This window comes from Bradyrhizobium sp. KZN70725 (genome assembly GCF_055264925.1).
Window position 1 is genome coordinate 25430 of sequence record NZ_JBUYWT010000036.1, and the last position, 21579, is coordinate 47008.

The window sequence follows — 21579 nt, forward strand, 5'->3', positions numbered from 1 at the left end:
CCCTCAATCGCCTTCAGCCGGCCTGGCGCGGGACGCCAGATAGCGCCCGACGAGTTCGTTGATCTTGCCTTCGATCGCGGCGCGTTCCAGCACGACGCCGCCATCGGCCCATTCGATCCGGCAGTCGCCGGTCGCAATCGTCGGCTCGGCCAGGATCACCAGCCGGCCCTGAAAGCCGGAATGCGCCGCCATCCGCTCGATATTGTCATGCGCCGCCTCGTAGAGCGCGTCGTTGATGCGGACCACGAGATGCGGCGTCGCCACCAGATGCGAGAAGCAGTCGGAGACCAGCGCGGTGATCTCGCCGAGCGGCTCGCGCGCGATCAGCTCGGAACAAAGCTTGCGGGCGACCGCCACCGCGACGTCCACCGCCTCGGTCTCCATCCGCGTCTCGATGCCGGCGAAGCGCGCCGCGATGCCCTTGATCGCGGTGCCGATCTCCTCCAACGCCTGCGCGGCGCGGCGGTCGCTCTCGACCTTGGCCTCGCGCAGCGCGGCCTCGTAGCCGGCGCGATAGGCCCGCGCCTCGGCGTCGGCGACCTTCTGCGCGACCTCGGCCGGCGTCGGCGCGCGTTCGCGTGCGCGGTCCGGCGCCGAGAAATCCGTGTCGAACAGGAATTTTGCGGGCGCGGCCATCAATACACCAGCTCGTCGTCGGCGCGGTTCTTGGTCAGCGTGATCTCGCCGCGGGCGGCGAGATCCTTGGCGAGGTTGACCAGAAGCGCCTGGGCCTCGTCGACGTCGCGCAGCCGCACCGGGCCCATCGCGGCCATGTCGTCCATCAGCATCTTGCCGGCGCGCGAGGACATGTTGCCGAGGAAGAAGCTGCGTACCTCCTCGTTGGCGCTCTTCAGCGCGACGCCGAGCTTGTCCTTGTCGATGTTGCGCATCAGCGTCTGGGCCGAGGCGGTATCGAGCTTGATCAAATCGTCGAAGGTGAACATCAGCGCCTTGATGCGCTCGGCGGATTCGCGGTTTTCCTCTTCAAGCGAGGTGATGAAGCGGGTCTCGGTCTGGCGGTCGAAATTGTTGAAGATCTCGGCCATCACCTCATGGGCGTCGCGGCGGCGGGTCTGCGACAGGTTCGACATGAACTCGGTGCGCAGCGTCTGCTCGACGCGCTCGATGACTTCCTTCTGCACGGCTTCCATCCGCAGCATGCGGCCGACCACGTCGAGCGCGATGTCCTCGGGCAGGATCGCGAGCACGCGCGCGGCGTGCTCCGGCTTCAGCTTCGACAGCACCACGGCGATGGTCTGCGGGTATTCGTTCTTGAGGTAGTTGGCGAGCACCTCTTCCTGCACGTTGGAGAGCTTCTCCCACATGTTGCGGCCGGCCGGGCCGCGGATCTCGTCCATGATGCCGGAGACGCGCTCGGCCGGCAGGTATTGCTGCAGCAGCCGTTCGGTGGCGTCGAAATTGCCCATCAGCGCGCCGGAGGCCGACATCCGCGAGACGAATTCCAGCATCAGGTCCTCGACCACGTCGGCCTCGACGGTGCCGAGGGTCGACATGTGGACCGACAGCTCGCGGACTTCCTCGTCGTCGAGCATCGACCAGATCTTGCCGCCATACTGCTCGCCGAGTGCGAGCATCAGGATTGCCGCGCGCTTGGGGCCGGGTAGCGGCTTGCCCTTGGGCCGGGCGCTTTGCCGGTTCGCCAGCGTCGAGAGGACGGTGGCGATGTCGTTGGCGTTGGTGGTCTGGGGTACGGCGGCCATGTCAGTTCTCTACCGGCTCGCTCAGCCATTGACGGACGATGGAGACGGTTTCGTTCGGATTGCGTTCGGCGAGCTCGCCGACCCGGTGCACGGCCTGGGCGTGGACCTGGCCCTGGATCTGGGCGACGTCGATCAATTGCGCTGCGCCGCTGCCGCTCGGGATCAGCGCCTGACCCGGCGTTGCGGCGCTCTCGGCATGGGCTTCCGCCAGCGCGGGCATGCCCGCGCCGGTCAGCGCCGGAATGACGTCGGCCGCCACGATGCGCTTGACCAGCGGGCGGACCACCATGAACAGTACGACGAGGCCGAGCATCATCATGACGCCGAGCTCGATGACGTACATCACGTCATCCTTGGTGAACTGCAGCATGCCGAGCAGGCCGGTCGGCTCGGCGATCGGCTGCGCGGCGGGCGGCTCGGCGAAGCGCAGGTTGACGACCTCGACCTGGTCGCCGCGCTTCTGGTCGAAGCCGATCGCGGAGCGGACCAAAGCGGCGATGCGGTCGAGCTGCTCCTTGGTGCGGTCCTGATAGACCAGCTCGCCTTTTTCGTTCTTGGAGTAGCTGCCGTCGACCAGCACCGCGACCGAGATGCGGTTGACGCGGCCGGCCTCGGTCACCTCGGTCTTGGTGGTGCGGGAAATCTCGTAATTGTTGGTCTCTTCGCTCTTCTTGCTCTGGTCGCGGGCGCGGGCGGCGTTGTCCTGGTTCTGGCTGCCCGGCAGCTCGTTGGCGACGGTGACCTGGCCGGAATTGTCGGCGGTGAGGCTACTGTCCTCGCGGGTCTGGGTCGAGCGCAGCACGCGACCCTCGGGGTCGAACTTGTCCGAGGTCTGGGTGATCTTGTTGTAGTCGAAGTCGGCGGAGAGCTGGACGCGGGCGCGGCCGGCGCCGACCACTGACGAGACGATGTCCTCGACCTGCTTGCGCATCCGCTTCTCGAAGGCGGCGCGGCGCTCGTCGCCGACCGCGGCATCGGCGTCGGACTGGGCGCCGTCGGCGAGCAGTTGCCCGGCCTCGTCGACGATCGAGACCCGCTGCGGCTTCAGCCCGTTGACCGCGGAGGCGACGACGTGGCGGATAGCCCGGATCTGCTGCGGCTCCAGCGCGCCGCGTACCCTGAGCACGATCGAAGCGGAGGGCTCCGGCGTCTCGCGCGAGAACAGCGGCTTCTCCGGCAGTACCAGATGGACGCGCGCGGCCTGGACGCGGTCGATAGCGCGGATGGTGCGGGCGAGCTCGCCCTCCAGCGCCCGCAAATGATTGATGTTCTGGACGAAGCTCGTGGTGCCCAAGGCATCCGACTTGTCGAAGATCTCGTAGCCGACGCCGCCGCCCTTGGGCATGCCGCCCTCGGCGAGCTTCATCCTGAGCCGCGTCACCTTGTCCTTCGGCACCATGATCGCGGCGCCGTCATTGCGCAGCTCGAACGGGATCGCCTGGCGTTCCAGCTCCTTGATGATTCCAAAGGAATCCTCGGTCGACAGGTCGGTGAAGAGGGTGGTCATCTGTGGCGTCGTGACGCGCATGATGACGAAGGCGAAGAAGCCGATCAGGGCCGCGGTGACCGCAACCATGGCCGCGAGGCGGGCCGCACCAAGACCTCTTAGGAAAGCAACCAGACTTTGCACCAACGGCCCCCAGGATTCGGCCCGCGCGGGTCCGACTGGGCAAATATTGCCTAGGGTATGGTTTCCATATGGTTAACGAAGGTTAAGGACCGCGGCAAAATCGCGGACATGAAAAAAACCGGCTTCGCAAGGCGAGGCCGGTTTTCGTCAAATGCCACAGGATCGGCGCCGAATTACTGCCGATATTGCTGGATGCGGGTGGTGCGCAGCCCGGCCAGACCGTGCTGGTCGATCGAGAACTGCCAGGAAAGGAATTCATCGACGGTCAATGTGTAGCGGCTGCAGGCCTCCTCGAGGGAGAGCAGGCCGCCGCGGACCGCAGCGACGACTTCGGCCTTGCGGCGGATGACCCACCGTTTGGTACCGGGGGCCGGCAAATCCGCAATCGTTAACGGGCTGCCGTCAGGCCCGATGACGTATTTCACCCTCGGGCGATGGGGTTCTGTCATGGCGTACTCACAAACTCTCAACCACTGAACTCGCAAGGGGTAAGCTACGCCTCCCGGTTTAAAATTTGCCTAAGCCCAAGCGTTCAATACGAATCTCGTTGGAACGGCCGGGAACATTCGGGTCTACCCGCCGGCAGGCAGACCGGCGCGCGGCGCAATTCGCGGTTCGGTGCGCTCAAATCGAGGGGCGCAGGGGACCGCGCGCCAGCGTCAGCAAGGCATCGGCGAGCGCCTCCGCGGCCTTGTTCGGCCGTCTTTTCTCGTAGATGGCGAATTCCAGCTCGGGAAGTGGCGGCAGGCCGTCGCCAATTCCGAGAACGCGCAGGCCCGTGGTGACCGCGCTGAGCGGCAGCGGGGTAATGGCAAGTCCCGCGACGGCGGCGGCGCGGACGCCGGTCAGGCTCGGGCTGGTATAGACGATCTCCCAGCCGAGCTCGCCGTCGCGCAGCGCGGAGAGCGCGGCGTCGCGCGACACCGATCGTTCGCGGTACAGCGCCAGCGGCAGCGGCACGCCGGGAACGAGATCGAACGTTTCCGCCGCGGTCCACACCAGCGGTTCGCGCCACACCAGACGGCCTTTCGACGTTCCGAGCGGCCGCTTGGCGAACACCAGATCGAGCCGGCCCGCATCGAGCTGCTCGATCAGTTCGGCGCTGACACCGATCTGCACCTCGAGCTTGACCCCGCGATGCAGCGCGGCGAAGCGGCCCAGCGCCGACGGCAATGAGCCGCCGGCGACTTCCTCGACCACGCCGAGACGAACCGAGCCGGACAGCCGCGGCGCCACGAGCCGCTGCCGCGCCGCTTCCTCGAGCTGCAGCAAACGCCGCGCATCGCCGAGCAGCATCTCGCCTTCGTCGGTCAGCGCGACGCTGCGCGTCGTGCGCCGGAACAGCGGCCGCCGGGTCTCGAGCTCGAGCCGCTTGATCTGCTGGCTGATGGTTGACTGGGTCAGATGCAATTGCTCGGCGGCGCGGTGGAAGCCGCCGCAATCGGCGACCGCGACGAAGGCCCGCAAAAGTTCGAGGTCGAGCATCGATTAATCCATATCTGTAATCAATCATATTATAGAATATCGTTTCTATTATCAATTCCGCCCGCCTACCTTCGCTTCAGATGATCAAGCAAGGAGAGGCCATCATGTCGGAGACGACACCACGAACCGATCGCACGGCGCGCCTCGTGCGCGCGCGAACTGTCTGCGGCACAAACGGAAAGGTCTGCCCGCCCGACCGCGCGATCGAGCTGCTCGAGGCGGTCATCGCATCCGGCGACCGGGTGGCGCTCGAGGGCGACAACCAGAAGCAGGCCGACTTCCTGGCCGCGTGCCTCGCCGGGGTGGACCCGTCGCGGGTGCATGATCTGCACATGGTGCAGTCGGTGCTGGCGCTTCCCGATCATCTCGCGGTGTTCGAGCGCGGCATCGCCAACCGCCTGGACTTCGCCTTTGCCGGCCCGCAGAGCCGCCGCCTTGCCGAGCTCGTTGCCGCCAAGGCGCTGCGGATCGGTGCGATCCATACCTATCTCGAGCTTTACGCGCGGATGCTGGTGGACCTGACGCCGCAGGTTGCGCTCATCGTGGCCGACAAGGCCGATCGCGACGGCAATCTGTACACCGGTCCGAACACCGAGGACACGCCGACCATCGCCGAGGCCGCGGCGTTCCGCGGTGGCGTCGTCGTGGCGCAGGTCAACGAGATCGTCGATCGTCTGCCGCGCGTCGACATCCCCGGCGACTGGGTCGATGTCGTGGTGCCCGGTCCGAAGCCGTATGCGATCGATCCGCTGTTCACGCGCGATCCCGCCAAGGTCAGGGACGAGAACGTCCTGATGGCGATGATGGCGATATCGGCGGTGTATGAGCCTTATCAGGTGACACGGCTCAATCACGGCATCGGCTATGCCACCGCGGCGATCGAGCTGATCCTGCCGACCTTTGCCGCCAAGCGCGGGCTGAAGGGCAAGGTCGCGCGGAATTTCGTGCTCAACCCGCATCCGACGCTGATCCCCGCCATCGAAGCCGGCTTCGTCGACAACGTCTATTGCTTCGGCTCGGAGCTCGGCATGGAGCGATTTGTCGCCAGCCGTCCCGACGTGTTTCCGGTCGGCGCCGACGGCAATCTGCGCTCCAACCGCGCGCTGGCGCAGGTCGCCGGACAATATGCCTGCGACCTGTTCGTCGGCGGCACCTTGCAGATCGATCCCGAGGGCAACAGCTCGACCGCCACCAAGGACCGCATCACGGGCTTCGGCGGCGCGCCGAACATGGGTGCCGATCCGCGCGGCCGACGCCACGACAGCGTTGCCTGGTTGCGTGCCGGCGAGGAAGCAGGCGAGCGTCTGCGCGGCCGCAAGCTCGTGGTGCAGATGGTCCAGACCTGGCAGCCGAACGGCGCGCCGAGCTTCGTCGAGCGCCTCGACGCGTTCGACCTCGCGGCCTCGGCCGGCTTTGCGCTGCCGCCGGTCATGATCCATGGCGACGACGTCAGCCACGTGATCACCGAACGCGGTGTTTGCAACCTGTTGCGTTGCCGCTCGCCGCAGGAGCGCGAGGCCGCCCTGCGCGCGGTCGCCGGCGACACCGAGTTCGGCCGGCGGCAGGACGCCGGGACGACCGACGGCCTGCGCCGCCGCGGCATCGTGATGCTGCCGTCCGATCTCGGCCTCGACGTCGAGACGGCGACGCGCGACTGGCTCGCCGCGAAATCGATCGACGACCTCGTCACTGCATCGGGCGGCCTCTACGTGCCGCCTGCCAAATTCCGCCGCTAGAAGGAGGCTCCCATGACCCACGCCGAGCACATCCCAGGCAGTCCACCGGCCTCACTCGACAAAGCAAGGCAACTCGCCGCGGCATTGTTGTCCGAGCGCGGCGAAGCGTCGGGCGCCCTGATCGCGCGCCAATTGCAGCAGACCATGCGTGCGCTCGATGCCACCGGCCGGCACGGCTTTCAACGTTATCTGGCGAGCGCGTTTCAGCCCGACGCGGCGGCGCTGCAGGATGCGGCGAAGCGTTATCTTGCCGACGGCACCGCGGCGGCCGCGGCCGATTTGGCCGACGCCGCGGATCCGCCGCGCCAGGAGGTGTTGCGGCGGATGAACATGGCGCCCGGCGGCACGGCGAGCCTGATCGCGATGCGCAGCGAGATCGCCGGCCGTTTCGGCTCCGAACCGGAGCTGAAGCTGCTCGATGCCGATCTCAAGCATCTGTTCGTCTCATGGTTCAATCGCGGCTTCCTCGAGCTTCGCCGCATCGACTGGCAGTCGCCGGCCGCCGTGCTCGAGAAGCTGATCGCCTATGAGGCGGTGCACGAGATCAAGGGCTGGGACGATCTGCGCCGCCGCCTTGCGCCCGACCGCCGCTGCTTTGCCTTCTTCCACCCCGCGCTGCCCGGCGAGCCGCTGATCTTCGTCGAGGTCGCGCTGGTGCAGGGATTGGCCACCGCCGTGCCACCGCTGCTGGTGCAGGATGCGGATCAAGACAGCGCAGGCCTCAGGGCCGCGCATGCCGACACCGCGATCTTCTATTCGATCTCCAACTGCCAGGACGGACTGCGCGGCGTGTCGTTCGGCAATTTCCTGATCAAGCAGGTGGTCGAGGAGCTGCAAACGGAATTCCCGCAGCTGAAGCGCTTCTCCACGCTGTCGCCGATCCCGGGCTTCCGGCGCTGGCTCAGCCAGCAGCCGCAATCCGGCGGCAACGAGGTCGCGATGCTGCGCGAGCTGGAGCGCGAGGGCTGGTGGCACGACGCGGCGACCTGCGAGACCTGGCGTCCGGTCCTGATGAAGCTGTGCGCGCAATATCTCACGCGCTCGCCGGCGTCAGGAAATCGCATCGATCCGGTGGCGCGCTTCCATCTCGGCAACGGTGCCCGGCTGGAGCGGATCAATTGGCTCGGCAACACGGCCGACCGCGCGATGGCGGAATCCTTCGGCATCATGGTCAACTATCTTTACGATCACGACAGCATCGAGCGTAACCATGAGGCCTTTGCGCGCGTAGGAGAGATTGTCCGTTCACCGCAGGTGGACGCGCTTCTCTGATTTTCAACTCAGCATACAACAACGGAGCAGTAACATGATGATGAACAGACGCGCCTTCTCGACCGCCTTGCTCGCTGGAGCCGCGGCTTCACTGGTGTCCACGCGCGGCATGGCCGCCACCACGCCGCCGGTCAAGGCGCGCAACGTCGTGCTGGTGCACGGCCTGTTCGCCGATGGCTCCTGCTGGTCCGAGGTCATTCCGCGGCTGCAGGCCGCCGGGCTCAACGTCACGTCGGTGCAGAATCCGTTGACCACGCTGCCTGAAGCGGTTGCCTCCGCGCAGCGGGTGCTCGATCGCCAGGATGGTCCGACCGTGCTGGTCGGTCATTCCTTCTCCGGCATGATCGTCACCGAGGCCGGCGTGCATCCGAATGTCTCGGCGCTGGTCTATGTTGCGGCGCGCGCACCCGATGCGGACGAGGATTACACCGCGCTGGCCAAGACCTATCCGACGCCGCCAGCGAGCGCCGGCATCGTGTTCGACGGCGACGAGGGTCGGCTCGGCGAAGAAGCGTTCCTGCGCGATTTCGCCGGCGACCTGCCGGAGGCGAAGGCGAAGGTGCTCTATGCCGTGCAGCAGCCGTTCCAAAAGCAACTGCTGGCCGGCAAGACCAGCCATGCGGCCTGGCGCAGCAAGCCGAGCTACTACGCCGTCTCGACCGAAGACCGCACCATCAATCCGGATCTCGAGCGCTTCATGGCCAAGCGGATGGGCGCCACCACGATCGAGGTGAAGGCCAGCCATCTCGCGCTGATCTCGCAGCCCGACGCGATCGCGCGGCTGATCCTCGACGCCGCGCGACAGTCGAGCTGAGCGTCGGCGCCAGCCGTGCGTGGGAGAGCATCCGCTTCTCCCGCGCACGATCACGCGATTTAAAGGATATGCGCGCCATGACCGTCGAAGATGCCGCGATCGCCGGCGCGCGGCACAAGATCATGTCCGGCGGCATCGACATCCGGCGGCCGGGCGCGCTTGGTGCCGAGCGTGTTCAGCAGCGCCGCGACCGCGACCATCACAAGGACACCGGCAAGACTGAGTCCGATCTGCATCGAGAGCCGGTTCGAGATGTCGAACAGGTCGCATTGGCTGGCGAGCGCCAGCAGGACGCCGAGACAATAGATCGGCAGCGAGTTCTCGCCACAACGCCTCGCGCTGCGCAGCATCGGCGTCGTCAGTCCCTGCCAGCCCGCTGGAACGAGCCATGACACCACGATGGCGAGCGCCAGAAAATGCAGCAGCCGCAACGGGCTCAGATTCGACTTGTCCATCGGAAACAGCAAATCCGTCAGCGCCTGCGGCAGCAGCGGCGGCTTGATGCCGTGGCCCAGCGCAACGACGAGGCCGAACGCGAGATAGAGCGCGGACAGAACCAGCGCAGGGCGCGACGTCACCCATCCCTGGATCGTCCTTCCCTCGATGACGTACCATGCGCCCAGCACGACCGGAAGCTGCCAGGCCAGCGGGTTGAAGAACCAGACGCCGTCGGGCCAGGAGGGAATGCTCCAGCCGAAGACATGCACCAGCGCATAAAGCGACAGCGAAAGGCCAAGCGTCAGGTTCGGCGCCCGCAGCAGCAGCCACAGCAGCGGTGCGAATAACACGTGGCAGATCACAAAGACCGGCAGCACGTCGGTATTGACAGGGTGGAATTGCAGGACCGCGGCGTGCGCAAGCGCTGCGCCCGGACGTTCGAACAGAACCCGCGTATTGCTGTCGTCGGCGAGGCGATCGCTGCCCGCGAGGTAGACGACGATCGCGCAGGCGAGCGTCAGCAGCAGAAAGGCGGCATAAATATCCCATCCTCGCCGCAGCGAACGGCCGATCATGCCGCGCCAGCCGTCGCGCTGACGCGCTCTGCCGTAGGCCAGGGCGCAGGTGACGCCCGAGATGAACATGAAGATTTCGGCGGCATCGCAGAAGCCGTAGTTGCGCAGGGTCAGCCAGCTTCCGACGTTGTCTGGAATGTGATCGAGAAAGATCCACCACAACGCGATTCCGCGACAGACATCGATGCGCGGGTCGCGGCCGGTCGATCTGAACTCCGGCGGGGTCTCGCCGAGCAATCGCTTCGAGCTGCGGGTTCGATCGTGCATCTGTCGATCTGTCTGGCGGGCGCGCGCGGCCTCATCGGACCTAGGTCCATGAGACGCTCGGGTGCTCCGAGGCGTGCGCGTGCCGGACTAGCCTCCGGTCAACCTGTATGATTATGCGTTGCGGCTACCCGAGGGTTGGCGGCGCTTCCGCCGGCCAGCCGCAATCACGGGGACCGGGTGGATCGCTATCCTCTGACGGCGCCGCCTGCGCGACGTCGCCGATGGCCGGCAACAAATGCTGCTTTCGCATTTCGGCGAGGCGGGCGCGACAGTATTCACGATAAAGCATGTCGAATATGATGGACATGATCGAACGCCTTCTTGATCACCAGGTTGACTTTCCCACGTGACAGATTTCGACCATTTCAACCGGCGGCGATAACCGACAGTGCCGCAGGCAGTCCGACGCAACCAAAATCGATATCAGTCGTTCTACTGAATGACCTGCGCGTGGCGTCTTAGCCAGGAAACCGCGTACGGGGCACGACACTGATTTGCGCTTGCACGGAATGTTTGAAACGGATCCGATGGCAGCAATTATAAATAGAGCGATCGCGACTGCTTCTTCTTAAGAGGGAAATTTGCCGCGATTTTCATGATGTCATTATATACGTAATATTCTAATCACCAAGTGAACCAGTTCACATCAGTATCAATCACAGGCGAGCAAGACTAGCAGACCGGTAGCGTGGCTTCTTGGACTCATGCGCACGGATCGGGCGAAGACCGGTGCGTGAATCGCAAAATGCAGATACCGATTGTGGAGTGCCGCAACATTTCATTCCGACGTTTTGTGAAGGCTGGAGGTCCCCATGCCGATGGACGCAGCCAATTTCGCATCGTATCGATTTTCGACGTGCGAGCTTCCGGAACGCATTCGTATCCCGCTCTGGCGCGAGCACTTTGGCCGATGCATCGTGCACGCCGATATCGAGCCTCTATCGAACGTTTCATTCCAGGCCGATGCGTCGCTGCGATCGGTTCAGGGATTGCGCATGCTGGCGCTGAAGGGCACGTCGATGCGGTTCAAGCGTTTGCAGGCGAACCTTGCCGATGGCGATGACTCCATCGGGGTCATCTTCTGCTCTCCGGGCAGATGTCAGCTATCGCAGCGCGGCCGGGACGCCGATTTTCGCGCCGGCGACGCAATTGCAATTCTGCATTCCGAGCCCGCCAGCGTCACCTATATCGACGGGTTGCAATTCGGCCTGGCCGTGCCGCGCGAGGCGCTTGCGCAGCGCGTGACCGACGTCGAAGGTCTGGTCATGCGGCCGATTTGCCACCGGACAGAAGCATTCCGACTGTTCATCTCATACCTGAAATCGGTGCTTAAGACGAAAGCGCTGAGCGCGCCGAAGCTTCGCGATACAGTCGTGACCCATATCCACGATCTCATCGCGCTCGCGATCGGCGAGTGTGCTGCGTTGGGCGAGAGCAGCGCGAGCGCCGTCGTCGCTGCGCGGCATCGTGCTATGCTCGACTACATCGCCGCACACTTTGAGGAGCCCGGGCTCAACGTTCAAACGGTTGCGCGTGGCCAGGGCATCTCGCCGCGCTATCTGCAGCGCCTGATGGCGTCATCAGGCCCGTCGTTCACCGAGCGCTTGAATGAATTGCGGCTCCAGCGGGCGCTCAAATTGCTCACCGAGCCAGATGCCGGCCGTCGGCGAATTTCCGATATCGCGCTCGAGGTCGGTTTCTCGGATGTTTCGCATTTCAACCGTCTGTTCCGAGCCCGCTTCGGCGATTCGCCACGCGGTGTGCGGCTCGCACGAAAGGGCTCTCACTGAGCCGCCGCCCCTGATCGGGATGTGCGCGAGGTGCTGCCTAGGGGCGCTCCGGAGCGAAGGGCGAGGTGGGTTGAGGCCGGCTGCAAGTCTGGTTGGGGCAAAACCCGACGTTGGGGCGGGCCCGAGCCTCGAACGCCTCGCGGCTGTGCGCGCATTAGCTTATGTGAATCGACACAACTTATGTGAATCGAAGCGCTATGGTGGCGGCTCTGCTCCCGGAGTGGCGAGCCATTGGTCGATCTGGACGGCGCGCTCGGCCTCGCGGGCCTTCTTGAGAAGTCGTTCCCGCTCGGTGCCGGGAGGCAGATGCGAAGCCCTCGCGCGGGCCGCTTCCTCCAGCTGAATGAGGCGGTATGCGAGCGTCGTGGTTTGCTTGAAGCGATTGCGACGTTTCATGTGTGCAATTGGTGTTTCAACCCTGATGTAGGTCCGAACCGCGCTCGTCGTCGTTTGTTCCTATTGAACGGCGGGGCGTGGCCTGTCCTGGTCGCGTCCTTGAGAGCACCATGCGGCGGGCCGGCCAAGGAATGCCGGACATCGGCCGGCAGCGTCGATCTGCAGGAAGCGAGCCGAGCCGAGATGAGAACGATCATTCCCCGTCAGACGCTCGTCGAAGCCAGGGGGATGCGGAAGAGTTCGCTATCGCCCGCATCGCGAACCGAAATGAAATTGCCGTCGCGAACCATCTCCGGCTTTTCAGTGCCGATCCGGTGAGCGATGAAGCTGCCGTGATCCTGGGCGTCCTTGTCGTCGGCACAGTCGTGACCGACGACGTCGTGTGCGGGGATGTCGCCCGCGAGATGGAAGAAGTATCTGGGCATCTAGGTCAGCTTGTCCAAATTGCCGAACGGCTTCGCGGGCGGCGCGTTCTCGGCGTTCTTGATCTGCTGCGCGCCTTCCTCGGCTAGCCTGCCATCGTTGATGATCTCGGCGTTGAGCTGCTTGACCCGTCCGCCGATCCTGTCTGCAATGCCTGTCATGGCTTACCTTTGTTCGTGCTGCCGCCCGCGGCCTCTCACGACTGAAGTATCGCTCGTGGAGAATGTTCCTCCGAGGGGTGAGGACCCAGCCATCCAAGAAAGGAACAAATGACTGTCCGGAAGATTGGATCGCCAGCAACGGCCGAGGCTCAGGCCGAGCGGTTGACGCGAGAAGTTCAGTGACGAAGCGCCTGACCAGGAAAGAGCAGTTCGATCGATCGAAGATCAACATGCACGATCTGCTTCAGGTGAGATGCTGGACACATGCCCTCGGCGTGTCGCGCGAACAGCTGCGTAAAGCCGTCGAGAAGGTCGGTGACTCGGCCGTGACGGTTCGCAAGGAGCTCGGAATTCCCGAGGAATGACATGGCCACCGAACAGCAGATCCGGGACTACGCGCGGCAGCTCTGGGAGAAGGCCGGAAAGCCCGACGGCAGGGACGAGGAATTCCGGCACGCGGCCGAGGTCGAGCTGAATGCGGAGAGCGAAAGTCCGGACGCGCCAACACTGGACCAGCCGAACAAGACGTCCATTCCCGGATGAACGCCTTGGCGCGAGGAGCGCGCCGGCAACGATTGATCGGGATCCTCCGTTAGGAACATTGCCATTCTGTCGCGGTTCTCGAAACGCCGCATGGAGCGGTGAGGAGGACGTTATGAAGAAGCTGGTTCTGATTTCTGTTGCCGCCGTATTGGCGTCGACGGGCGCTTTTGCCCAGAGCACGATTGTCGGCACGACCGGTGCCGGACATGCCGCCACCGTGCAGATCGAGCCGCAATATCGCACGCGAATCCACAGCTATGTGACCGAACACAAGATCCGTCCCGTCGAGACGCGGGAGAGGATCGTCGTCGGCTCGCCTGTGCCGCGCGAGGTCGAGCTTGAAGCGGTGCCTGCCGATTGGGGTCCGTCGCTCACCAGATATCGCTATGTCTATACCGGCCAGCGCGTGATGCTGGTCGATCCCGACACCCGTACGGTCGTGCAGGAAGTCGAGTGAGGCCGCTCTGATGGCGGGCCGCCTGCAACGGCGGCGGCCCGCGCTCAGCCGGAACGTCCGATCCGCGGGGCAAGCGCCGTTCCGTCAGCGGCCATCGACCGCGTCGGCCGTCAGAGACCGATGCTGGCCACAGCCGCTTCCGCGACGCCCTTCGCGTCGAGGGCGCCGGTCTTGCCGATCTCGATGACCTTGCGGGCCACGATCTCGCAAAGCGGATCGTTGCGATCGACCAGACCCATCGAATGCAGCGCCAAGCTGAACGCCCTGTTGAAGAGCTCGATTTGCTCCGGCGTGTATTCGCCCGTCTTCAGCAAGCGATTGATCGGCATTGTCGAGCCCCACAGCAAGCAGCCAAGTGACGTGGCTATAGCATGGAACCGTCGCGATCGGCACCCGGCTTTCCCTGCGCGCCCTACAACAGTGAAGGCGGAACGAACAGCAAAGCTCGGGCAAATCATGTCGCGAGAATGCGGATGTTTGATTCACCGGCCGAACCACATATTCGGTGTCGTCCCTGCGAAAGCAGGGACCCATTACCCCAACTCTCAGTTGTTGCGCGACACTGGGGCCACGATCCCGCTTATCATCAAATGCGGTGGTGATGGGTCCTGGCTTTCGCCAGGACGACGATACAGTGTGGTGAGCGCGGTCGCCCGCTCAAAGCGCGGCTACGGATCGTGGCAATGTGCTCAGCTCGAGCCAGTCGCCCCGCGCACCACGCGCTTGATCTTGTCGGTGGTATAGGTCTGCCCGCCGATCGAGAGCAGCGGCGGGGAGGCGGTCAGGTCGACGGAGTCGACAACGCCCTGCACCTCGGTCGAGATGGCGATCGGGTTGCCCTTGGAATCCTTGCCGGTGGCGGTCAGCGTGTAGGTGCCGGCCGGCCATTGCGTGCCGTCATTGCCCTTGCCGTCCCAGACGAAGCTGGCGTTGCCCTGCTTCAGGCTGAAATTGCCGGAATAGGCGGTCTGGCCGGTCGCGCTGGTGATCGTGATGGTGGCGCTGGTGGCTTGCGGGGACACCAGATTCCAGGTCGCGGATTTGTCGAACTGGGTCTTGCTGCCGTCGACCGCGACCGTGTTGCCGACATAGACCAGCGCCTGGGTCGACTGCGCGCTCTTCTCGATCTCGATCAGCGACTTCAGCTGATCGTTGGATTTCAGTTGCTGCTCGACGCCCGCGAACTGCACCAGCTGCTGGGTGAACTGGTTGGTGTCGAGCGGGTCGAGCGGGTTCTGGTTCTGCAATTGCGTGGTCAGCAGCGTCAGGAAGGTCTGGAAATTGTCGGCGATGCCCTGCGAGGAGGTCGTCAGGCCGCTGCCGCTGCTTCCAGAGTTCGTTCCGTTGCTGGTGCCCGGTGCTGAGACGACGGGCGTCGGCATGGTTGCATCGACTGCCATGGTGAACTCCTTACACTCTGATATCGACGCCGCCGAGGGCGCCGGTTGCACGGCCGTAGGAGCGGCCCGCCGCTGCGGCGGGAACGCTGTCCTCCTCGGTGACGATCAAACGATGGGCGTTCGGATTGGACTGGCCATTGTTGTTCTGGCCCGACTGCGACTGGTCGCGCAGGCTGAACTGCAATCCGCCATTGCCGGTCGAGAGGCCGGCATTGTCGAGCGCGCGCTGCAGCTGGTTGGCGTCCTGGCGCAGCATCGACAACGTTTCCGGGCGTTCGACGGTGAGATGCGAGGTGACCTGGCCGTTGCGATCGACATCGATGCGGACATCGATGCGGCCGAGCTCGGCGGGGTCGAGCCGGACCTCGAAGCGACTCTTGCCGCTCTTGGCGGAGGCGGCGATCTGCACCGCAAGCCCGCTGAGCGGCACGGCGGCGCTCTGCGCGGCGTTGGTCACGGTCAATTGTGCGGTCGCAGACGGCGTCGTCTGGGTGGTCGCCAATTGGGTCTGGAACGTATTGGGCGCCTGAGCGCTGGAATCGGGCGTCGCGAGCGGGGATTGCACAGCCGCCTGGCCGCCGACCGTCGGCGCGGCGTTGCCGTCGCCCTTCGCATCGGACTTGATGGCATCGGCTGCACCGTCCGCGGCGGCCTTCGCCTTGCCGGCGGCGGCGGCCGATTGCGCGACCGCGGGGACGATGTTGGTCGGAGCGGCCTGCGCGGTGTTGGCGTTGCCCTGGGCTGCGCCGTCCTGATCGGCAGGCGCCGTCGCGGCCGCCGCGTCCGTCGTGGCGACCTGCGCCTTGGCCTGCGTCGTCGTCTTCGCGGCGGGCGTTCCGGCGGCAACCGTGGCGGCGAGTGCCGCATCGCCGGTCGCCGTCGCGGCGCCCGGAACCGTCGTCGCATCGGCGGTGGTGATGATCTGCGCGTCGGTCTTGACGCCGGCTGCCTTCGCGACCTTGTCGGCGTTCGCTGTGGTGACCGCCGCCGCTGCGGTGTCGGCGCCGGCAGGCGCGCCGCTGCCGGCCGCCGCACCGGTGCCGGCGATGGCCGAGCTTGCCGCGATGGCCGCTGCCGCGATCGCGAGTGGTGCGGCCGGCTGGTCGGACGGCGCGGTGGCCGCCGGTGTCGGGGCGGTCGCCGGTGTCGCGGCAACAGGAGCAATCACGGCATTCACGGTTGCCGCACCGGGATCCTGCTGCGCAGTAGCCTGCGTCGCGTCCGGCTTGTCACTGGTCGATTTCGCATCGGAGCTCGATGTCGAGTCGTCCGATTTCGATTTCGACTTGGTCCTGGACGGCGCGTCGCTGTCGACCTTGTTGTCGTCGCGCGAACTGGCGGAATCCCGCGACGTCCGGTCGGAGCCCGTGCTGGTGTCGCGGGAGCGTGCGTCGGTCGTCGAGGGCGGATCGTCGGACCGCCGCGAGGGCGCCGGCTGGGAGTCGTAGCGGCTGCTGTCGTTTGTGGACGCAGTGTTGCTGTCGACCAGCGCGGCAAAGCCGTCGTTCCCCGCCTGCGAAGCGGGATCGGGCCGCGCCGACCGCTGCCTCGCGCCCTGAAAAGACCGGCCTGCCAATGCTTCCGACGTGACGCTGACCACTGCCAACCCTCGCAAATGAGACTTCCGGCGTTTTGTCAGCAAGGAGTGGGCCAACAAGGGGGCGGCAATAAATAATGAGTTATTTCAGAAGGTTATGAGCTATCTTGGTCGGCTGGAACGGGTTCCCGGCAGGTCTCCTTTTTGCCCGGCGGCAAGATTTGCCGTCCAGGCGCGGCACGGCACGGCTTCCGCGGATTGCCTCACCGGAATACGGCCTATATTAAAGGTGGCCTCCAACGCGTCCGAACCGACCGAAGCGGCCTTGGATGTGTTCTAAGGCTCTCTGGACAAAAGGCTTTTTCCAATATCGTCGCGGAGCGCATAAGCTCGCCGCGACAGTGACCAATGACCGCTTAAAGATGCTCAACAGTCTGGATCTCGAAGGCCGCCCTGAAGACACACGGATCGTCGTTGCCATGTCCGGCGGCGTCGACTCGTCAGTGACGGCTGCGCTGTTGAAGTCGCAGGGTTACGACGTGGTCGGGATCACGCTGCAGCTGTACGACCACGGCGCCGCGACCCATCGCAAGGGCGCCTGCTGCGCCGGCCGCGACATCCACGACGCGCGCAATGTCGCCGAGCGGATCGGCATCCCGCATTACGTGCTCGACTACGAAAGCCGCTTCAAGCAATCGGTGATCGACAATTTCGCCGACAGCTACGCGCTCGGCGAGACGCCGGTGCCGTGCATCGAGTGCAACCGTTCGGTCAAGTTTCGCGACCTGCTCGCGACCGCGCGCGAGCTCGGGGCGCAGGCGCTCGCCACCGGCCACTATGTCGCCTCGCGGCGGCTTGCCGACGGATCGCGCTCGCTGGTCTGTGCCGCGGATGCCGATCGCGACCAGAGCTATTTCCTGTTCGCGACCACGCGCGAGCAGCTCGACTTCCTGCGCTTCCCGCTCGGCGATATGACCAAGCCGCAGACCCGCGAGTTGGCGCGGCGCTTCGATCTCGAGGTCGCCGACAAGCAGGACAGCCAGGACATCTGCTTTGTGCCGACCGGCCGCTACACCGACATCATCGGACGGCTGAAGCCGAATGCGATCGCGCCGGGCGACATCGTCGATCTCGACGGTCATGTGATCGGCCAGCACCAGGGCATCGTTCATTTCACCGTCGGCCAGCGCAAGGGGCTCGGCATTGCCTCCGGCAGCCCGCTCTATGTGGTCAAGCTCGATGCGGCGACGCGCCGTGTCGTGGTCGGGCCGCGCGAGGCACTGCGGATGGATCGCATCGCGCTGCGCGACGTCAACTGGATCGGCGACGGCGCGCTGGATCGGGTGATCGGCGAGGGCATCGAGATCTATGTCCGCGTGCGTTCGACGCGCGCGCCGCAGCCAGCGTGGTTGCGCGCCGTCGATGGCGGCTATGAGGTCGAGCTCGTCGCCGGCGAGGAGGGCGTGTCGCCCGGCCAGGCCTGCGTGTTCTACGACGCGGCCTCTGGGCAGGCGCGTGTGCTCGGCGGCGGCTTCATCAGGAGTGCAAGCGCCAGCCGCGCAATACGGGCCGCGACGCAGGACGTGTTGGCGCCGCTTGCGGAAGCGGTTCGCGGATAGACAGAAGAAACGTCGGGGCAGGGGAATGGCTGGGGACATCGACCGCGAAGGGGTCGAAAAGGCGTATGGCCGCTGGGCACCGATCTACGATCTGGTGTTCGGCAAGGTGTTCGATCAGGGCCGTCAGTCGACGATCGCGGAAGCCGACCGGATCGGCGGCCGCGTGCTCGACGTCGGCGTCGGCACCGGGCTCTCGCTGTCGGAATACAAGCGCACCACAAAGCTATGCGGCGTCGATATTTCCGAGCCGATGCTGCGGCGGGCGCTCAAGCGCGTGCGCACGCAGGGCCTGACCAATGTCGAGGCGCTGGCGGTGATGGACGCCAAGAATCTCGCATTTCCGGATGCGTTCTTCGACGCGGTGGTCGCGCAATATGTCATCACCGCGGTGCCGGATCCCGAGGCGACGCTCGACGATTTCATCCGCGTGCTGAAGCCCGGCGGCGAGCTGATCCTGGTCAATCACATCGGTGCCGAGAGCGGCCCCCGCCGCGTCTTCGAGCTCGCCTTCGCGCCGCTGGCGCGGCGGCTCGGCTGGCGTCCGGAGTTTCCGTGGGAGCGGCTGACTAATTGGGCGGCGAAGCATGGCGGGGTCAGCCTTGCGGAGCGCCGGCCGATGCCGCCGATGGGGCATTTCTCGCTGATCCGCTTCCGCAAATCGTGAGGTTGCGGCGATTTTGCGAGGGAACATCGACGCGTCGTCACGGTTTTCTCGTCATGAGGATCAGTCGAACACTCGCTTTATCCTGTGTGCTGATGCTGGCACCCGCTGTTGCCTCGGCGCAGGCGCCGCCGACATCAGCCACGCCGCCGGCACAGACCGCGCCGCCGGCGCCGCAGCGCGCCGCCGCGAATTGCGCGCCGCAGCAGCAGCCGTCGCATCCCGGCGCGCCGGCTCCCGAGGGAACCACCACCGGGCAGAGCAGCCAGCCGCTGGGCGACAAGCTCGCCAAATCCGACGGGGTGTTGTGCCCGCCGGCCGGGGTCGATCCCGAAATGCGTGCGCCGACCCCGCAAGGCGGCAACACGCCGGTGATTCCGCCGCCCGGCAGCCCCGGTGGCGACCCATCGGTGAGGCCGAAATAGCCTCTGCCTGCAATAAGTTGCTGCCCCGTCCGGGTTTGCTTGACAGGCGCGCATGCCACTCTTTATATGCCGCGCGTTCGCACCCGCGGCTCACCAGCCGCCGATGGCGAGCCCATGGCGGGGTAGCTCAGCTGGTTAGAGCACGGGAATCATAATCCTGGGGTCGGGGGTTCGAGTCCCTCCCCCGCTACCATCTTTCCCCACACTCCTTTGACTTGGTTTGGATAGGCCTTTTCCCCGAGCAGGGCGTTTAGCCGGCCTGCTATCTCCACGGCTACACCACCTGGGCGGCCTGGATCGCGGAACACGGTGACCGACTCAACCAAGTCTCTGATCGCTTCTGCGGCCTCTCCGTCGCCCGCACTGACACCTTTACCAAGTGCTTCTTCAAGCCGACCGAGTTGCTCCTCATATCGTTTGAGGATGGCCGGATGCAGTGCGACTTCCTTCAGGGCGGGTGGTTCACTCTGCAACTCCTCAGATATCCGCTTTCGTTCGGCATCTAAGGCAGTCGATCGCGGTCCGAAAACGGATGGATCGCCATGTCCTTTCGCGATCGCATCCACCAGTCGTTCGATTTCCCGGCTTATTTGCCCAAGCTGCTGCTCAAGGCGCTGCCGTTTTGCATGTGAGGTGGCCGCGAGGCGCTTCCGCTCCTCAAGATACGTGCGTACGTATTCTGAGATAACCTTCGGTGCGCGCAATTCGGCCTTTAGTCCGTTGAGGACCGCGCTCTCGACAGTGTCTAAATAAAAAGTCTTGGCGTCCGGACACGTGCCGCTCTCCGTCGCCGCCGAGCAGCGAATGCGAACGCGCCCTGATTTGTCCCGCCCATTGGTTGCCATGCCCGAGCCGCACGAGCCGCAACGGAGCAGGCCAGACAGCATTCGACGAGGCCGGCGTTGATGGCTGGGGTGGGTGTGACCGCGTTCCTCTTTGCGCTGCTGAGCTGCTCTAAATAGCTCTGGATCGACAATTGCAAGATGCGGCACTTCAGCCACCTGCCAGTCACTCTTAGGATTTGGTCGTGACAGGCGCTTTCCCGAGTCGGGATCTTTCACCATCCTGACTTTGTTCCAGACGAGGCGCCCTACATAAAGCTCGTTCTGCAGAATGCCGGCACCTCTTGCGAGATTGCCATTGATAGTTGAGGCATTCCATGCCCGCCCTCGCGCAGGTGATACCCTCTCTTTGTTGAGATCGTGCGCGATTTCGCGAGGCGTCCGACCGTCCACGTATTCCTGGAAGATGCGCCGGATCACTTGTGCCTCGGCCTCGACGATGACCCGTTCGCCACTCTTTCCAGCGACCGCAGCGTATCCGTATGTTAAGCCACCTCCCGCCAAACCCTGCTTGACCCGGCCTGCTTGGCCACGCCGCACCTTGTGCGCGTTGTCTTCGCGATAGAGTTGTCCAACGAGGCCGCGAAGACCGACCAGCACGGTATTCACGACGCCTTCGTGGACTGCCCGGATCTCGATGCCGAGAAAAGATAGTCGCTTATGGATACCTGCTAGATCTTCCATATCGCGAGAGAGGCGATCGAGCGCTTCGACAATCACCACGTCAAAGGATCGCTCCCGCGCTTGGTCTAACATCCGCAGAAGGCCTTCGCGTCCCATGACCGAGCCACCTGAACGAGCGCGATCTTCATGGGTGCTGATAACCGTTAAGCCTTCGCGCTCTGCATAGGCTTGACAAAGTGAAAGCTGATCTTCAATCGAACGCTCGCTCTGAAGATCGGTTGAGAATCGAGCATAGATCGTCGCTCTCTTCCTTGTCTCTTCGATCGGCGAGCTCTCTTTCATGATCCTCCCTCGCAGCCAGACGAGCAAGTACGCGCGCAAGGCGTAAGATCGCCTTGTCTGGATTCGTCTGCAAGGACAATTTGCGAGGCGCTTCACGCACGATCGAACCTCTAGGTGATCGCGCAACTCAACGAGGTGTACGCACCTGCGCTGGCGCCACTCCACAAAATGTCGGCGTTGGTGATCATCCAGAGCATCATGCTTGGGCGGTGCCTAAGCGGAATGGCCGCTATGAGTTCGTCGTGTAATTGGATGCCGCGGCGAAGAAAAAGGGATAGAGTTCAGAAGGCCTTCACCGCCGAAGTGCGTGCTGCTAGGCGTTCAAGCGGACTGTCGACGAATGTCGATATGAGATCGCCGGCAGCAAGACCGCTTGGCTTTCGGCGAAGTACATGATTGCCGCGTCTACCCCCTTGATCGG

Annotated in this window: 22 protein-coding genes, 1 tRNA gene and 1 pseudogene; 11 read left to right on the forward strand and 13 right to left on the reverse strand. The window is 64.7% G+C overall.

Annotation, left to right across the window (positions count from 1 at the left end):
* Positions 1-3: 3 nt before the first annotated feature.
* From ACZBJS_RS28280 to ACZBJS_RS28300, 5 genes are all read right to left on the reverse strand, one after another.
* Complete coding sequence (locus ACZBJS_RS28280) at positions 4-636, reverse strand: FliH/SctL family protein (RefSeq protein WP_316397135.1); 633 nt, start codon at positions 634-636, stop codon at positions 4-6.
* The gene (fliG, locus tag ACZBJS_RS28285; protein WP_018273552.1) at positions 636-1721 is read right to left on the reverse strand and encodes a flagellar motor switch protein FliG; all 1086 of its coding nucleotides are present in this window, start codon (positions 1719-1721) and stop codon (positions 636-638) included. Before fliG ends, ACZBJS_RS28280 begins: the two co-directional genes overlap by 1 nt.
* Before the next feature lies 1 nt (position 1722).
* A complete protein-coding gene (gene fliF / locus ACZBJS_RS28290) occupies positions 1723-3351 on the reverse strand; it encodes a flagellar basal-body MS-ring/collar protein FliF (protein ID WP_316397136.1) in 1629 nt (542 codons plus the stop codon).
* 173 nt (positions 3352-3524) lie between these two features.
* Complete coding sequence (gene sciP / locus ACZBJS_RS28295; RefSeq protein ID WP_002714638.1) at positions 3525-3800, reverse strand: CtrA inhibitor SciP; 276 nt, start codon at positions 3798-3800, stop codon at positions 3525-3527.
* A 175-nt stretch (positions 3801-3975) separates the two neighbouring features.
* Positions 3976-4836, reverse strand: a complete 861-nt coding sequence (locus tag ACZBJS_RS28300) for a LysR substrate-binding domain-containing protein (RefSeq protein WP_463439590.1) — start codon at positions 4834-4836, stop codon at positions 3976-3978.
* An 80-nt stretch (positions 4837-4916) separates the two neighbouring features.
* Here ACZBJS_RS28300 and mdcA point away from each other — a divergent pair, with 80 nt between their 5' ends.
* The 3 genes from mdcA to ACZBJS_RS28315 are packed head-to-tail and all read left to right on the forward strand — an operon-like array spanning position 4917 to position 8658.
* A complete protein-coding gene (gene mdcA, locus ACZBJS_RS28305; RefSeq protein WP_316397138.1) occupies positions 4917-6572 on the forward strand; it encodes a malonate decarboxylase subunit alpha in 1656 nt (551 codons plus the stop codon).
* Positions 6573-6584: 12 nt separating this feature from the next.
* Entirely contained in the window at positions 6585-7844 is a 1260-nt protein-coding gene (locus ACZBJS_RS28310) for a malonyl-CoA decarboxylase (RefSeq protein WP_316397139.1), read from the forward strand.
* Positions 7845-7878: 34 nt separating this feature from the next.
* Positions 7879-8658: an alpha/beta fold hydrolase gene (locus tag ACZBJS_RS28315; RefSeq protein WP_076830013.1), complete on the forward strand. Its 780-nt coding sequence runs from the start codon at positions 7879-7881 to the stop codon at positions 8656-8658.
* 59 nt (positions 8659-8717) lie between these two features.
* Here the strand turns inward: ACZBJS_RS28315 and ACZBJS_RS28320 are convergent, their stop codons facing one another.
* Positions 8718-9938 (reverse strand): OpgC family protein, encoded by a 1221-nt coding sequence (locus ACZBJS_RS28320; protein WP_316397140.1) that lies wholly within the window; start codon positions 9936-9938, stop codon positions 8718-8720.
* 812 nt (positions 9939-10750) lie between these two features.
* Here ACZBJS_RS28320 and ACZBJS_RS28325 point away from each other — a divergent pair.
* Positions 10751-11728, forward strand: a complete 978-nt coding sequence (locus tag ACZBJS_RS28325; protein WP_316397141.1) for a helix-turn-helix transcriptional regulator — start codon at positions 10751-10753, stop codon at positions 11726-11728.
* Positions 11729-11923: 195 nt separating this feature from the next.
* Here ACZBJS_RS28325 and ACZBJS_RS28330 read toward each other — a convergent pair whose 3' ends face one another.
* The 3 genes from ACZBJS_RS28330 to ACZBJS_RS28340 all read right to left on the reverse strand — a co-directional run bounded on the left by ACZBJS_RS28330 (position 11924) and on the right by ACZBJS_RS28340 (position 12708).
* A complete protein-coding gene (locus tag ACZBJS_RS28330; RefSeq protein WP_057017332.1) occupies positions 11924-12124 on the reverse strand; it encodes a hypothetical protein in 201 nt (66 codons plus the stop codon).
* A 203-nt stretch (positions 12125-12327) separates the two neighbouring features.
* Positions 12328-12549, reverse strand: coding sequence for a DUF6894 family protein (locus ACZBJS_RS28335; protein WP_028333448.1), 222 nt, complete (start codon positions 12547-12549; stop codon positions 12328-12330).
* Positions 12550-12708: a hypothetical protein gene (locus ACZBJS_RS28340; RefSeq protein WP_253589102.1), complete on the reverse strand. Its 159-nt coding sequence runs from the start codon at positions 12706-12708 to the stop codon at positions 12550-12552.
* A 179-nt stretch (positions 12709-12887) separates the two neighbouring features.
* On the opposite strand from ACZBJS_RS28340, the gene ACZBJS_RS28345 reads away from it, so the two are divergent.
* The 3 genes from ACZBJS_RS28345 (at position 12888) to ACZBJS_RS28355 (ending at position 13708) form a co-directional block, all read left to right on the forward strand.
* Complete coding sequence (locus ACZBJS_RS28345) at positions 12888-13073, forward strand: DUF3606 domain-containing protein (protein ID WP_028333447.1); 186 nt, start codon at positions 12888-12890, stop codon at positions 13071-13073.
* Between the two features lies 1 nt (position 13074).
* Positions 13075-13251 (forward strand): DUF2934 domain-containing protein, encoded by a 177-nt coding sequence (locus ACZBJS_RS28350; protein ID WP_076830016.1) that lies wholly within the window; start codon positions 13075-13077, stop codon positions 13249-13251.
* 112 nt (positions 13252-13363) lie between these two features.
* Positions 13364-13708 (forward strand): DUF1236 domain-containing protein, encoded by a 345-nt coding sequence (locus ACZBJS_RS28355; RefSeq protein ID WP_028333446.1) that lies wholly within the window; start codon positions 13364-13366, stop codon positions 13706-13708.
* Positions 13709-13818: 110 nt separating this feature from the next.
* Here ACZBJS_RS28355 and ACZBJS_RS28360 read toward each other — a convergent pair whose 3' ends face one another.
* From ACZBJS_RS28360 to ACZBJS_RS28370, 3 genes are all read right to left on the reverse strand, one after another.
* Positions 13819-14037, reverse strand: a complete 219-nt coding sequence (locus ACZBJS_RS28360) for a hypothetical protein (protein ID WP_018273549.1) — start codon at positions 14035-14037, stop codon at positions 13819-13821.
* Between the two features lie 360 nt (positions 14038-14397).
* Positions 14398-15108, reverse strand: coding sequence for a flagellar hook assembly protein FlgD (locus tag ACZBJS_RS28365; RefSeq protein ID WP_463439591.1), 711 nt, complete (start codon positions 15106-15108; stop codon positions 14398-14400).
* A gap of 10 nt (positions 15109-15118) precedes the next feature.
* Positions 15119-16708 carry a flagellar hook-length control protein FliK gene (locus ACZBJS_RS28370; protein WP_316397142.1) on the reverse strand — a complete coding sequence of 530 codons (1590 nt, stop codon included), beginning with the start codon at positions 16706-16708 and terminating at the stop codon, positions 15119-15121.
* A 359-nt stretch (positions 16709-17067) separates the two neighbouring features.
* Between ACZBJS_RS28370 and mnmA the strand changes: the two genes are divergently transcribed.
* The 4 genes from mnmA to ACZBJS_RS28390 all read left to right on the forward strand — a co-directional run bounded on the left by mnmA (position 17068) and on the right by ACZBJS_RS28390 (position 19543).
* Complete coding sequence (gene mnmA, locus ACZBJS_RS28375) at positions 17068-18264, forward strand: tRNA 2-thiouridine(34) synthase MnmA (RefSeq protein ID WP_316397143.1); 1197 nt, start codon at positions 17068-17070, stop codon at positions 18262-18264.
* Between the two features lie 25 nt (positions 18265-18289).
* On the forward strand, positions 18290-18928 hold the full coding sequence (locus ACZBJS_RS28380) for a class I SAM-dependent methyltransferase (RefSeq protein ID WP_141343435.1): 639 nt from the start codon (positions 18290-18292) through the stop codon (positions 18926-18928).
* A 53-nt stretch (positions 18929-18981) separates the two neighbouring features.
* Positions 18982-19350, forward strand: a complete 369-nt coding sequence (locus ACZBJS_RS28385; protein ID WP_316397144.1) for a hypothetical protein — start codon at positions 18982-18984, stop codon at positions 19348-19350.
* A 116-nt stretch (positions 19351-19466) separates the two neighbouring features.
* Positions 19467-19543, forward strand: a tRNA-Met gene (locus tag ACZBJS_RS28390).
* Between the two features lie 532 nt (positions 19544-20075).
* Here the strand turns inward: ACZBJS_RS28390 and ACZBJS_RS28395 are convergent.
* Positions 20076-21158: pseudogene (locus ACZBJS_RS28395) on the reverse strand (recombinase family protein); the annotation flags it as partial.
* Between the last annotated feature and the right edge of the window lie 421 nt (positions 21159-21579).

What these genes read in the sequence shown, in the direction of transcription:
- ACZBJS_RS28315 (WP_076830013.1), top strand. Translation starts at nt 7,879, where the DNA reads ATGATGATGAACAGACGCGCCTTCTCGACCGCCTTGCTCGCTGGAGCC.
- mdcA (WP_316397138.1), top strand. Translation starts at nt 4,917, where the DNA reads ATGATCAAGCAAGGAGAGGCCATCATGTCGGAGACGACACCACGAACC.
- ACZBJS_RS28360 (WP_018273549.1), bottom strand. Translation starts at nt 14,037, where the DNA reads ATGCCGATCAATCGCTTGCTGAAGACGGGCGAATACACGCCGGAGCAA.
- ACZBJS_RS28320 (WP_316397140.1), bottom strand. Translation starts at nt 9,938, where the DNA reads ATGCACGATCGAACCCGCAGCTCGAAGCGATTGCTCGGCGAGACCCCG.
- ACZBJS_RS28335 (WP_028333448.1), bottom strand. Translation starts at nt 12,549, where the DNA reads ATGCCCAGATACTTCTTCCATCTCGCGGGCGACATCCCCGCACACGAC.
- ACZBJS_RS28365 (WP_463439591.1), bottom strand. Translation starts at nt 15,108, where the DNA reads ATGGCAGTCGATGCAACCATGCCGACGCCCGTCGTCTCAGCACCGGGC.
- ACZBJS_RS28325 (WP_316397141.1), top strand. Translation starts at nt 10,751, where the DNA reads ATGCCGATGGACGCAGCCAATTTCGCATCGTATCGATTTTCGACGTGC.
- ACZBJS_RS28385 (WP_316397144.1), top strand. Translation starts at nt 18,982, where the DNA reads ATGAGGATCAGTCGAACACTCGCTTTATCCTGTGTGCTGATGCTGGCA.
- mnmA (WP_316397143.1), top strand. Translation starts at nt 17,068, where the DNA reads ATGCTCAACAGTCTGGATCTCGAAGGCCGCCCTGAAGACACACGGATC.
- fliG (WP_018273552.1), bottom strand. Translation starts at nt 1,721, where the DNA reads ATGGCCGCCGTACCCCAGACCACCAACGCCAACGACATCGCCACCGTC.
- ACZBJS_RS28330 (WP_057017332.1), bottom strand. Translation starts at nt 12,124, where the DNA reads ATGAAACGTCGCAATCGCTTCAAGCAAACCACGACGCTCGCATACCGC.
- ACZBJS_RS28355 (WP_028333446.1), top strand. Translation starts at nt 13,364, where the DNA reads ATGAAGAAGCTGGTTCTGATTTCTGTTGCCGCCGTATTGGCGTCGACG.
- ACZBJS_RS28310 (WP_316397139.1), top strand. Translation starts at nt 6,585, where the DNA reads ATGACCCACGCCGAGCACATCCCAGGCAGTCCACCGGCCTCACTCGAC.
- ACZBJS_RS28300 (WP_463439590.1), bottom strand. Translation starts at nt 4,836, where the DNA reads ATGCTCGACCTCGAACTTTTGCGGGCCTTCGTCGCGGTCGCCGATTGC.
- sciP (WP_002714638.1), bottom strand. Translation starts at nt 3,800, where the DNA reads ATGACAGAACCCCATCGCCCGAGGGTGAAATACGTCATCGGGCCTGAC.
- ACZBJS_RS28340 (WP_253589102.1), bottom strand. Translation starts at nt 12,708, where the DNA reads ATGACAGGCATTGCAGACAGGATCGGCGGACGGGTCAAGCAGCTCAAC.
- ACZBJS_RS28380 (WP_141343435.1), top strand. Translation starts at nt 18,290, where the DNA reads ATGGCTGGGGACATCGACCGCGAAGGGGTCGAAAAGGCGTATGGCCGC.
- ACZBJS_RS28350 (WP_076830016.1), top strand. Translation starts at nt 13,075, where the DNA reads ATGGCCACCGAACAGCAGATCCGGGACTACGCGCGGCAGCTCTGGGAG.
- ACZBJS_RS28280 (WP_316397135.1), bottom strand. Translation starts at nt 636, where the DNA reads ATGGCCGCGCCCGCAAAATTCCTGTTCGACACGGATTTCTCGGCGCCG.